General features: G+C 71.3%; 11 protein-coding genes. 3 read left to right on the top strand and 8 right to left on the bottom strand.

Annotation, left to right across the window (positions count from 1 at the left end; genetic code table 11):
* Nucleotides 1–53: 53 nt before the first annotated feature.
* Complete coding sequence (locus ACFC0Z_RS03525) at nt 54–3,536, bottom strand: M28 family peptidase (protein ID WP_376433436.1); 3,483 nt, start codon at nt 3,534–3,536, stop codon at nt 54–56.
* 328 nt (nt 3,537–3,864) lie between these two features.
* Here ACFC0Z_RS03525 and ACFC0Z_RS03520 point away from each other — a divergent pair, with 328 nt between their 5' ends.
* Nucleotides 3,865–4,821, top strand: coding sequence for a penicillin-insensitive murein endopeptidase (locus tag ACFC0Z_RS03520; protein ID WP_376432278.1), 957 nt, complete (start codon nt 3,865–3,867; stop codon nt 4,819–4,821).
* Between the two features lie 65 nt (nt 4,822–4,886).
* On the opposite strand, the gene ACFC0Z_RS03515 is transcribed toward ACFC0Z_RS03520, so the two are convergent.
* Nucleotides 4,887–5,159: a hypothetical protein gene (locus ACFC0Z_RS03515; protein ID WP_376432276.1), complete on the bottom strand. Its 273-nt coding sequence runs from the start codon at nt 5,157–5,159 to the stop codon at nt 4,887–4,889.
* Nucleotides 5,160–5,633: 474 nt separating this feature from the next.
* On the opposite strand from ACFC0Z_RS03515, the gene ACFC0Z_RS03510 reads away from it, so the two are divergent.
* Nucleotides 5,634–6,980, top strand: a complete 1,347-nt coding sequence (locus ACFC0Z_RS03510) for a PHB depolymerase family esterase (protein ID WP_376432274.1) — start codon at nt 5,634–5,636, stop codon at nt 6,978–6,980.
* Between the two features lie 118 nt (nt 6,981–7,098).
* Here ACFC0Z_RS03510 and ACFC0Z_RS03505 read toward each other — a convergent pair whose 3' ends face one another.
* From ACFC0Z_RS03505 to ACFC0Z_RS03480, 6 genes are all read right to left on the bottom strand, one after another.
* Nucleotides 7,099–7,515: a secondary thiamine-phosphate synthase enzyme YjbQ gene (locus ACFC0Z_RS03505; RefSeq protein WP_376432272.1), complete on the bottom strand. Its 417-nt coding sequence runs from the start codon at nt 7,513–7,515 to the stop codon at nt 7,099–7,101.
* Nucleotides 7,516–7,563: 48 nt separating this feature from the next.
* Nucleotides 7,564–8,367, bottom strand: a complete 804-nt coding sequence (locus ACFC0Z_RS03500) for a metallophosphoesterase (RefSeq protein ID WP_376432270.1) — start codon at nt 8,365–8,367, stop codon at nt 7,564–7,566.
* Nucleotides 8,364–8,615 (bottom strand): hypothetical protein, encoded by a 252-nt coding sequence (locus ACFC0Z_RS03495; protein ID WP_376432268.1) that lies wholly within the window; start codon nt 8,613–8,615, stop codon nt 8,364–8,366. Before ACFC0Z_RS03495 ends, ACFC0Z_RS03500 begins: the two co-directional genes overlap by 4 nt.
* Nucleotides 8,612–9,151, bottom strand: coding sequence for a DUF6328 family protein (locus ACFC0Z_RS03490; protein WP_376432266.1), 540 nt, complete (start codon nt 9,149–9,151; stop codon nt 8,612–8,614). The genes ACFC0Z_RS03495 and ACFC0Z_RS03490 overlap by 4 nt, the downstream gene beginning before the upstream one ends.
* Before the next feature lie 94 nt (nt 9,152–9,245).
* Nucleotides 9,246–10,211, bottom strand: a complete 966-nt coding sequence (locus ACFC0Z_RS03485) for a TIGR03557 family F420-dependent LLM class oxidoreductase (RefSeq protein WP_376432264.1) — start codon at nt 10,209–10,211, stop codon at nt 9,246–9,248.
* A gap of 4 nt (nt 10,212–10,215) precedes the next feature.
* A complete protein-coding gene (locus tag ACFC0Z_RS03480) occupies nt 10,216–10,689 on the bottom strand; it encodes a hemerythrin domain-containing protein (RefSeq protein WP_376432262.1) in 474 nt (157 codons plus the stop codon).
* Between the two features lie 103 nt (nt 10,690–10,792).
* On the opposite strand from ACFC0Z_RS03480, the gene ACFC0Z_RS03475 reads away from it, so the two are divergent.
* Nucleotides 10,793–11,911, top strand: a complete 1,119-nt coding sequence (locus ACFC0Z_RS03475) for a glutamate--cysteine ligase (RefSeq protein ID WP_376432260.1) — start codon at nt 10,793–10,795, stop codon at nt 11,909–11,911.
* Nucleotides 11,912–11,952: the final 41 nt, after the last annotated feature.

The following is an 11,952-nucleotide window of genomic DNA, read 5'->3' as shown; positions in this document are numbered from 1 at the left end:
GACCGAATCAAGCTCACGAACTACTGACGCTCTCCCTCAGAGGGTGCCGTGCCTCAGCTCACCTGGATCGAGACGTCGTCCAGGACGAAGGAGGTCTGCAGGGACGCGTCCTCCACGGACGTGAACGCGAGGCTGACGGTCTGGCCCGCGAAGGCCGAGAGGTCGTAGGACTTCTCGACGTAGCCCGCGGCCGCGTTCAGGTTGGAGTAGGAGGCCACCTGCTGGCCGCCCACCTTGACCGTGGCCACGTCGTAGGCGACGTTCTCGGTCTCGTCCGTGTCGATGTGGACGAAGAACGAGAGCCGGTACGAGGTGCAGCCCGAGGGGATGGACACGGACTGCGCGGCGTTCTCCGTGTAGCTGGTGCCCCTTCCGCCCAGCCACGCCTTGTAGCTGCCCGCGTGCGCGGCCTGACGCGCGTCGTTGGTGATCACACCCGCGGTCGCGGTCCACGGACTGCTGCCGCTCTCGAAGCCGCCGTTGACGACGAGCTGGCGCGGCGTGCAGGATCCGCCCCCGCCCGTGACGGTCAGCGTGTACGTGGTGGTGTGGCTGACGGTGCCCGTTCCGGTGACCGTCAGGGTGTAGGTGCCGGGCGTGGTGCTCGCGCCGACCTGGACGGACAGGGACGAGGAGCTGCCGGACTGGACGGACGTCGGGCTGAGCGTGGCGGTCACGCCGGCCGGCGCGCCGGAGACGGACAGGCCGACGGTCTGGGCGGCGCCGCTCACGGTGGCGGTGTTGACCGTCGCCGAGACGGACCCGCCGGGGGCGGTGCTGCCCGCGGACGGGCTTACGCCGACCGAGAAGTCCTGGGCCGGGGCGGTGCCGCCGACGGCCTGCTTCCAGAGGGCGTAGGCGATGCCGTCGGAACTGCGGTTCAGGACCGTCGCGTTGATGTTGTTCGTGGTGTCACAGGCGCTGTGGTAGCAGGAGTCGTAGGCGGTGTTGGCGGTGCCGCCCCACTTCTGCGCCTGCGCCGTGGTCTTGCGGGCGCTGGCGCCGGCCGCGTACCCGGAGGTGGCGATGCCGCCCTGCTGGAACGAGTAGTCGTCGCTGCGGCCCTGGCCCTCGGTGTTCTCCTCGGGCGCCAGGTTCAGGGACGTCCAGTACGCCTTGAGGGGCGCGGCGGCGGTGGAGTTGAGGTTGTTGATGAAGTAGCCGCCGTTGGTGGAGCCGACCATGTCGAAGTTGTAGTACGCCTTGACGGCCGCGCGCTGCGTGGCGGTGAGCCGGTTGACGTAGAACGCGGAGCCGTTGAGGCCCTGCTCCTCGTCGGTCCACCAGGCGAAGCGCACGTGCTTGGTCATCGTCGGGTTCTTCTGGGCGAGGACGAGGGCGTTCTCCAGGAGCGCCGCCGATCCCGAGCCGTTGTCGTTGATGCCGGGGCCGGCCGAGACGCCGTCCAGGTGCGCGCCGAACATGACGACCTGGTCGTCGGGGCCGCCGGGCCAGTCGGCGATCAGGTTGTTCGAGGGGTACGTGCAGGAGGTGCAGTTCTGCTCGGTCACCGTGTAACCGGCGGCCTGGAGCTTGCCCTTCACGTAGGCCAGCGACTGCGTGTAACCGGCGCTGCCCGCGCGGCGGTTGCCGCCGTTCTGGGAGGCGATCGTGTTGAACTGGGTCAGGTGCGCCTGCACGTTGGCGACGTTGACGTCCGGCGGGTCGTTGCCGGGCTGGGTTCCGCCGACGTTGAGCGTGTAGTCGGTGGTGTGCGACAGCGTGGTGCCCTGGCCCTTGACGACGACCGTGGACGTGCCGGGCGCCGCGTTCGAGGTGGCGGTCAGGGTCAGCACCGAGGACTGTCCGGACTGCACCGTCGCGGGGTTGAAGGAGGCGGTCACGCCGGAGGGCAGGCCGGTGGCGGTCAGCGTCACCGACTGCGCGACGCCGGTCGTGACGGCGGTGCCGACGGTGGTGGTCACGGAGCCGCCCTGCTGGACGGTGCCGGAGGACGGGTTCAGCGACATCGAGAAGTCGTCGTTCTGACCGGTCGGGGTGCAGGTCGGGTCGGCCGTCTGCGCGGGCACGCTGATCGCGTCCCAGGCCGCCTTCGTCTTGAGGAAGAGAGCGCAGGTCGCGTCGAGGGACTTCGCGGAACTGAGCGTCGCCGTACGGTACTTCTTGTAGCTCATGCTGCTGGTCTTGAGCAGCATGCCGCCGTAGAAGATCTTGCCCGCGGTCTGTACGCCCACGCCCGTCAGGGTGCTCTGGTTGCAGGTGGTGCTGCTGGGCTTGCCGCCGCCGGGATTGGTGCCCTCGGCCAGCAGGTAGAACCAGTGGTTCAGCGGGCCCGCGGCGGCGTGCACCTCGGTGCCGGGGATCGACGAGCTGTAACAGGCCGGGTCGTTGTTGACGGCCGGCGGGTTGTACATGTTGCGGATCGGGCCGCGGCCCTGGAGGTTGATGACCTCGCCCACCGTGTAGTCGGGGACGTCGTAGGGGGCCGGCTGGTTGATGTACGCCTCGGTCAGGGCGCCGAAGATGTCACCCGTGGCCTCGCCGAGCCCGGCCTCCTGCCCGCTGGTGCCGCCGGGGGTGTTGGTATCGATGGCGTGCCCGTACTCGTGGGCCACCACGTCCACTCCGGCTATCCACTCGTTGGCGCTGTTGCGCCCGATGGTCACCGCGCTGCCGTCCCAGTACGCGTTCAGTTCGTTCAGACCGACCTTGGCGGGGAAGCTGCGGCCGTTCCCGTTGACGCCGTTGCGGCCGAGCCACTGGCTGAGCATGTCCCACTGCTTCTGCGCGGCGAACATCAGGTCGACGCAGCCGGTCTCCTTGCTCGTGGGGTTTCCGGTGCCCCAGGAGTCGGAGGACTTCGAGAAGACGGTGTTGGTGCTGTAGTCGGCGCAGCTGAGGCCGGTCCGGCTCGGGTCGCGGAGCGAGTAGGTGGAGCCGGAGGCGGTGGTGTCGATGGTGATCGGCCCGGGCCCGTTCCACTTGCTGTTGCCGGTGCCCGCCACCACGTCGTCGTAGCTGTCGATGACGGCGCCGGTACGGGCGTCGACGAAGACGTGCAGCTTGCTGGGCGCGCTCGCGGTACGGCCGTGCAGCACGGTCTCCCAGGCCAGCTTCGGCTTGTCGTCCTTGAGGCGGACGACCAGCCGGCCGCTCTCGGCCCTGTCGACCGAGGCCAGTTCCTTCCGAGCGGTCGTCTCGGCCTTCTTCGCGGTGACCGACGGCCGGGTCGCGACGTCGATGCGCACGGCGGAGGCCGACTGGAGGGCGCGGATCTTGCCCGTACCGTCGGCGAGGACCACGGCGTCACCGCCGACGACCGGCAGGCCCCGGTAGCTGCGCTCGTAGGAGACCGAGTAGAGGTCCTTCACCCAAGGGGTGACGAGACGCCGTTCGTACTGTTCCTGGGCCGAGTTGACCAGCGTGTCGAGCCCGCTGTCGACCGCGAGGTCGGCGGCGGCGACCGCGCGGGTCACGGGGCTGTCCTTCTGGGCCGACGCCGTTTGTGCCGATCCCGGCTGTGCCGCCGACGCCGTTCCGGCGAGGGCTCCGGCGAGGCTCGCGGACAGCGCCATCGCTGTCACGGCCGCCGTCCATCTGTTGGGTCGCAACGTCCACTCCGATCGTGGGGGTTCGGGTGTCATTGCCGCCGAGTATGGATGTGGACATGACGAACAGAGGCCATCCCTTCGGACATAAGACCCGCGTTATGCCCCACGGCCAGGCCGGGACGGAGGGGCCGGGACGGAGGGGCCGGGACGGAGAGGCCGGGACGGAGGGCCCCGTAGGAACGACGTATCGATCCAGCGTGCTTCCGTCCCGCGTCCGACGAGCGCTACCGTCACGAACCCCGCCGCCGACACCCAACCCCGCCCCGACTCCCGTCACGAGAGGGATCGCGCCATGCTCCGATCGTCCGGTCTGCCGCGCAGGCAAAGCGCCCGGATCGCCGTGTTCCTTGCCGTGATCACGGCCCTGTTCGTCCAGGCCGGTGCACCGGCCCAGGCATTCGCCGGCGCCTCCTACCACGTACAGAGCTCGGGCAACCGAGGCAGCGACGTCGTCGCCCTTCAGCACCTGCTCGCCGCGCACGGCCACACCGTGGCCACCGACGGGGTCTTCGGCTCCGGCACGGTGTCCGCCGTCACGTCGTTCCAGAGCGCGAAGGGTCTCGCCGCGGACGGCGTCGTCGGCGCCGGCACCTGGGGGCGGCTCGTCGTCACGGTGCGCCAGGGCGACAACGGGCCCGCCGTGAGGGCCGTGCAGTACCTGCTCAACGCCAAGCGCGCCGCGGGACTCGCCGTCGACGGCGACTTCGGGCCCGCCACCACCACGGCGGTGAAGACCTTCCAGAGCCACGCCGGCCTCGCCGCGGACGGCATCGTCGGTCCCGACACCTGGCGCAACCTCGTCTGGCACTACGAACTCGTCGACTTCGCCGCCGTCTGCGACCAGAACCCGGACGGCAACGCCGACGCGAACTGGGCCACCGCCGCCGCCGTCGCCCAACTCGAAGCCGCCGCCTCCGCCTTCGCCTCGACCGGCCAGGGCAAGGTGCCGATGGGTGACGCCGGCTTCGAGCACGGCGGCGACATCCCGGGTCACGCCAGTCACGAGGTGGGGCTCGACATCGACGTCTGGCCGATCCGGACCGACTCGGCCCAGTGCGGCGCGGGCCGGATCACATGGCAGTCCGGGACCTACGACCGGGCGGCGACCCGACAGCTCGTGCAGGCCATCCGCGCGGCGGCCCCCGGCCACATCGAGCTGATCTACTTCAACGACCCGACGCTCATCTCCGAGGGCCTGACCACGCAGTACCCGAACCACGACAACCACCTGCACATCCGCTACCGCTGACGACGCACCGGCTGCCGGGTGAACATGACGAAAGGCCGCCGGAGCGGCCTCGCGTCACCGGCGGGTCAGCGGACGGCGACCGCCGGGTCGTCCAGCTCGTACGGGGACACCCACCAGCCGTTGCGGCAGATACGGCCCTCGGGGTCGTGGTCGCCTTCGACGTACTCGCCGCTGCCGGTCTTCTCGCCGTTAGGGCCCGTGAAGTAGCTGGTGTAGTAGTAGCGGCAGCCGGCGGCGGCCTGCGCACCCGCGGGCACGGCCTGCGCCGCGGGGACGGCGACGAGAGCCGCCGCGGCCGTACAGGCCGCGAGGGCGACAAGACGCGTGAACGTCTTCATGGTGGGGGTCTCCTTGTCCGGCGGGGCGGGTCGATCGCCCGTCCTCGCGCCGCCAAGGCTGCCGCCGCGCCGCCGCCATTCCCGGCCGCACTCGCGCTGCGTCACCCGGCCAGGCCGGATGAACCGATTCGCCGATCCGCCATCCAGCGCAGCGCACGTGCCGACACCCCGCGGGCGCGGCAGCACGACGAAAACCTCGCGAGGGGAATGGGTGGGCGCCGGGCCCCTCGCCGAGAATGTTAGCGCTCACATTATTCAGGGGGCAACCCTCTCCCCCGCCACCCGGACCACACACTCAACAGGGCCCCGCACCCCCGTAAGCCCCCACCGGAGGCGCGGAGATGACCGCTCAACACACCATCGAGTCAGGACAGTTGACGAACACGGTGGACCGGCACGAGTATCGGTCGCGTTGTCTCCGCGGTGGCGCCGGGAACCTCCTCATGCTCTCGGCAATCCCTACGGAGAGGTCCCATGTCCCGACCCCGCACGGTCGCGTCCCGGCTGCTCGGCATCATCGCCGTACTCGGCCTCGCGCTCGGCCTGAACCTGCAGGCGGCCCCGCGTGCCGCCGCCGCGTCCCTGGTCCAGATCACGAACTTCGGCACCAACCCGACCGGCCTGCTCATGCACGTGTACGTGCCGGACAGCGTCAAGCCCAACCCGCCGATCCTGCTCGCGCTGCACGGCTGCCAGGGCTCCGGCCCGTACCTCTACTCGAGCACCGACTTCGCCTCCCAGGCCGACACCCACGGGTTCATCGTCATCTACCCCTCGACGAACCCGAGCGGAAGCTGTTGGGACGTCTCGTCGGACCAGGCGCTGACCCGCAACGGCGGCAGCGACCCCGTCGGCCTCATGTCGATGATCACCTACGCGCAGCAGCGCTACGGCGGCAACCCGAACGCCGTGTACGTGACCGGGCAGTCCTCGGGCGGCATGATGACGAACGTGATGCTCGCCCTGTACCCCGACGTCTTCAAGGCGGGCGCATCGTTCATGGGAGTGCCGTACCACTGCTTCGCCACCGGCACCGTACGCGGCTGGAACTCGGCGTGCGCCCAGGGCCAGCTGTCCATGACGCCGCAGCAGTGGGGCAACTGGGTACGGAACACGGGCTACCCCGGCTACACCGGCCCGCGCCCGCGCGTGCAGCTGTGGCACGGGACCGCCGACACCATCCTGAGCCACAACAACCTCGGCGAGGCCGTCAAGCAGTGGACCGACGTCCTCGGCGTGAGCCAGACGCCGTCGGCCACCGACACCCCCGCGGCCAACTGGACCCGGACCCGCTACGACAACAGCGCCGGCACCACCCAGGTCGAGGCGTACAGCCTCGCCGGAACGGGACACCAACTCCCGGTCCAGGGCACCAGGATGGTCGCCGACGCGATCCACTTCATGGGGCTGGACGCGGCCTCCCCCGGCGGCACGACGGGCGCGCTGCGCGCGGTGGCCGCGGGCAAGTGCCTGACCGACACGAGCACGACGCCCGGCACGCAGCAGCAGATCCACGCCTGCAACGGCGGCGCCAACCAGACCTGGACGCGCACGGCGTCGGACCAGCTGACCGTGAACGTCGGCGGCGCCACGCTCTGCCTCGACGCCAGCGCCAAGGGAACGGTCAACGGCACCAAGGTGATCGTCTGGTCCTGCAACGGCCAGCCGAACCAGCAGTGGAAGTTCCACGCGAACGGCACCGTCACCGGGGCCCAGTCAGGCCTCTGCCTGGACGTCGCCGGCCTGGCGACCACCGACGGCACACCGGTCCAACTGTGGTCCTGCAGCGGCGGCACGAACCAACGCTGGACCCTGAACTGACCTGACCTGACCAGACCTGACGTGACGGCCGGCCCGCAGACTCCCCCCACAAGCCCTACCTGGCCCCGCACGTGGCGCGGGCCGCACCGGAGTGATCCAGTGATCCCGACCGGGCCGGTCAGCCCAGGAAGCTCAGTCGCACCTGGCGCTCCGGATTGTCGACGTTCGTGTCCACGAGGCAGATCGACTGCCACGTCCCCAGGTCCAGCCGTCCGCCGATCACCGGCACCGTCGCGTGGGGCGGGACGAGGGCCGGGAGGACGTGGTCGCGGCCGTGGCCGGGGGTGCCGTGGCGGTGTTGCCAGCGGTCGTCGGCGGGGAGGAGGTGGTGGAGGGCGGTCAGGAGGTCGTGGTCGCTGCCGGCGCCGGTCTCCAGGATGGCCAGGCCCGCGGTGGCGTGCGGGACGAAGAGGTTGAGGAGGCCGTCGGCGCCCTCGGCCGTGCGCGCGAGGAAGTCCTCGCAGTGGCGGGTGAGGTCGGTGACGGTCTCCTGGGAGCCGGTGGCGAGGGTGAGGACCGTGGTGGTGAAGGGCATGGGGTCATCCTGCCGTTCGGCGGCGGGGGCTCGCGCGAGGCGCACCTCCTAGGCTCCGGCGGAGATTCGCTCCCCCGTCCCTTTCCGCCCCGTCTCCGTCAGGCGCAGGTGGTAGAGCGCGAACGCGCTCCCGATCACCGGCTGGGCCACGTTGCGGACGCGTACCCCGCCCGCCGTCATGCCGTGTTCCGTGCCCAGGTGGGCGTGGCCGTGGACGGCAAGGTCGGCGCCCGCCTCGTCGATGGCCTCGGCGAGGAGGTAGCTGCCCAGGAAGGGGTAGATCTCGATCGGTTCGCCGGCCAGGGTGTCGGGGACGGGGGCGAAGTGGGTGAGGGCGACGGTGGCCCCGCAGCCGTCGGCGGCGAGCTCCGTCAGGGCGCGGCGGAGGCCTTCGGCGGACTCGCGGGCCGTGCGGACGAAGGCCTTCATCTCGGGTTCGCCGAACTCACCCGCGCTGCGGCCCGCGAAGCCGCCGCAGAAGCCCTTCGTGCCGGCCACCCCGACCTTGTGGCCGGCCACCGGGAGGACCACGGAGTCGCCCTCCAGGACCGTGACGGCCGCGTCGGTGAGGACCTGGGCCACCTCGGCCTCCTGGTCGGCGTGGTAGTCGTGGTTGCCGAGGACCGCGACGACCGGGACGCCCAGGTCGGCCACCTCGGCGGCGACCACCTCCGCCTCCGGGACCGTGCCGTGGCGGGTGAGGTCGCCGGCGAGGAGGAGGACGTCCGCGCACATCGGGAGCGTCTCGAAGGACGGGCGAAGCAGGCCCCGGCACTCCGGGCTGAGGTGGATGTCGCCGACCGCCGCTATGCGGACGAACGCTCCGTCGGCCGGCGCCGGGCCGCCGGTCACGACAGTTCCTCGGGGCGGTCGGGCGGGTCCGCGCAGGCGACGAGGAGGTCCGTGTGGATCGGGATGCCGGCGAGTTCCGTGTCGGCGAGCCGCAGGACCTCGTCGCGGTGGCCGGCCGTCGGGAGCGTGCCGGACAGCAGGACCGCGGCGCCGCGCACCTCGACCCGTACGCCGAGTTCGGCCACCTCCTCGCGCGCGAGCCGTTCCTTGAAGCGGGCGATCCGGTACTCGCTCTCGCCGCCGTTCATGAGGTTCCTCCTCCGTCCTGGGGCGCCCGGGAGAGCGCCTTGCGGCGCAGGCGGTACGGGGTCACGTACCAGCACAGCGCGAACCACACCATCACCCCGCCGACGACGATCCCGGCGGCCACCGCCCCGCCGAGGACGACGTTCAGGATGAGCATGAGCGTGCAGGCCACCGTCAGGGCCAGGAGGACCATGCCGCAGACCATCAGCCGTCCCGCGGCGCTCACGACCTCCTCCTTGAGGCGCAGCCCGGAAAGGCAGCGGTGGAGGGAGACGGGGGCGATGAGGGCGGCCGTCGAGGAGGCGGCGAGGACGACGGTGACGACGTACAGTCCACGGTCGAATCCGCCCAGTTCCCGGAAGCGCACGGTGAAGGCGAGGCTCAGCAGGAAGCCGAAGAGGATCTGGACGCCGGTCTGGGCGACCCGGGTCTCCTGGAGGACTTCCTGCCAGCGTCTGTTGACCCGCTCGCGGGCTCCTTCCCTCGCCCCTTCCGTCGTCATGTCAGTGCTCTCCGGCAGGTGTTCCGTCGTGGTCATGACGTCCTCCTCGGCTCGGCATGTCCCCGTCTGCGAGGTGCGGTGCCCGGAGGACCGTCTCGCCAAACGGCGCCGGGAGCGGCCGCGACGCCCCCTACAGCTCCCTCAGCGCCGGGAGCAGCGTCGTCTCCGCCCAGCGCAGGAACGGTTCCTGGTGCTCCCCGCCGATCTGTACGAGGGCGAGGTCGGTGAACCCCGCCTCGGCGAAGGGACGGGCCGCGTCCACGACCGCGTCCACGTCGTCCCCGCACGGGATGCTCTTCGCCACGTCCTCCGGTCGCGTGTGCGCGGAGGCCTGGTCGAAGCCCGCCGGCAGCGGGAGCTCGGCGTTCAGCCGCCAGCCGCCGAGCGCCCACCGGAACTGGTCGTGGGCGCGGGCGGTCGCCGCCGCGCGGTCGGGGTCGTAACAGAGCGGCATCTGCCCCATCCGGGGTTTCCCCGCTCCGCCCTGCGCGTCGAACGCGTCGAGGAGGTCACGCTTCGGTTCGGTCGTGATCACCAGGTCGCCGTGGCGTCCCGCGAGCGCGCAGGAGCGCGGACCGGAGACGGCGATGCCGAGGGGCGGCGGGGTCTCCGGGACGTCCCAGAGCCGGGCGTCGTCGACCTGGAAGTGGCGGCCGTGCCGTGTCACGTACTCCCCCGTGAACAGGGCGCGGATGATCTCAGCGGCCTCGTCCAGCATGGCGAGCCGGACGCGGGCCGAGGGCCAGCCCCGGCCCGCGATGTGCTCGTTGAGGTTCTCGCCCGAGCCGAGGCCGAGGCGGAACCGGCCCCCGGAGAGGAGTTGCATGGTCGCCGCCTTCTGGGCGACCACCGCCGGGTGGTAGCGGAACGTCGGGCAGGTCACGTACGTCATGAGCGGGATGCCGGAGGTCGCCTGCGCCGCCGCGCCCAGGACGCTCCACGCGTAGGGGGCGTGGCCCTGGGAGGGCAGCCAGGGGAAGGAATGGTCCGAGATCACGGAGAAGTCGAACCCGGCCCGTTCCGCCCCGACGACGTGTCCGACCAGCTCACGGGGGCCGGCCTGCTCGGTCATCATCGTGTATCCGATACGCATCACGCCTCTACTCCTCGGCGCTCGGTACGTCCAAGGGGCTGTCCGGCGCTTCCGCCCTCGCCGCCTCCATGCGCTCGCCGAGTTCGAGCAGCCGGTTGCGGCCCATCGCCTTGCGCACGTCGGGGAACCACTCCTTCTCCTCCTCCTCGACGTGATGGCGCACGTTCTCCATGAGGACGGTCATCTTCGCGTCGAACCGCTCGTCGGTGGCGTCGAGCCCGGCCAGTTCCGAGAGCATCCACAGCACGGCGTGGTGCTCCTCGACGCTTTCGAGGACGTGGTCCTTGGTGTCGGGCGCCGCTTCCCGCGCCGCCGGGTAGAAGACCTGTTCCTCGATCCAGGCATGCGTGGTGAGCTCCTTGATCACCTCGTCGACGAGCTCACGCTTGTGCCGGAGGTCGTCGTCCTCCGCCCGCTCGAACTCCTTGAACAGCTTCTCCACGGTCTTGTGGTCCTCGCGCAGGAGCACGATCCCGTCCATGTCGGTTCCCCTTCCTCTTCCTCTTCCTCTTCCTCTTGGTCCACTCAGCTGCGACTGCCCCACGCCTTCGCGGGTACTCGCCCGTAGAGGCGAGGAGCCCGTAATGAAGATCCTGACGATGGGTGTCGAGGAGGAGTTCGTCCTCGTGGACCGCGTGACGCGGGCTCCGGTCAACCGTGCGCCGGAGGTGATCCGTATCGCGCGCGAGGTCCTCGGGGACCAGGTGCAGACCGAGTTCCTGAACGCCCAGATCGAGATCTGCACCCGGGCCACCGCCGACCGCCGCGACCTCCGCGACGAACTCGCCTGGCTGCGCACCACCGTCGCCGCCGCCGCCCGTGAGGCGCGCTGCATGCCGATCGCCTGCGGTACGCCCGTCCTGCCGCCCGAGGAGCCGTACACGGTGACCGACACGGAGCGCTACCAGCGCATGGCCCGCCGCTTCGCCTCCCTGGTGACCGACGAGGACGGGGCCGCCCGCGACGACGGACTCGTCTGCGGCTGCCATGTCCACATCGGGACGCTCGACCGCGAGCGGGCGCTCGCGCTCGCCCAGCACATGCGGCCCTGGCTGCCCGCCCTCCAGGCGCTCGCCGGGAACTCGCCGTACGCCGGCCGGCGCGACACCGGCTACCAGAGCTGGAGGTCCGTCGAGCACGGGCGGTGGCCGACCGTCGGCCCGACCCCGGTCCTCGACGAGGCCCAGTACCTCGCCCACGTCGCGCGCCTCGTCGCGGACGGGACGGTGCTCGACGACCGGATGGTGTACTGGCACGCCCGGCCGTCGGAGCACGTGCCGACCCTGGAGATCAGGGTCGCCGACGCGAACGCCGACCTCGACACGGTGGTGCTGCTCGCGATCCTGGTCCGCGGCCTCGCCGCCACCCTGCTGCCTCGCGTCGACGCGGGCGTTCCGCCTCCGGTCGTCCCCGCCGCGCGTCTCCTCCGCGCCCACCGGCTCGCCGCCGTCCAGGGCATCCTCGGCGTCGGGCTCGACCCGGTGACCGGCCTCGAACGGCCCGCGACGGCGGTCCTCGACAGCCTCGTCGCCCTCGCCCGGCCCGGTCTCGACGCGACCGGCGACACCGACTGGGTGCGCGCGCAGTGGCGGCGGATCCGGGTGGACGGCGGCGGCGCGGCGCGTCAGCGGGCCGTGTTCCGGCGGCACGGGCGGTACGCGGCGGTCGTCGACGCCCTCGCCGCCGCGACGATCAGGAGCTGACCCCCAGACACCCATGAGCGCTGCCACCGCCGCCACGATCA

Origin of the sequence: Streptomyces sp. NPDC056144, assembly GCF_042264145.1 — a bacterium.
Taxonomy (GTDB): domain Bacteria; phylum Actinomycetota; class Actinomycetes; order Streptomycetales; family Streptomycetaceae; genus Streptomyces.
This window is presented reverse-complemented; position numbering and strand designations above follow the sequence as displayed.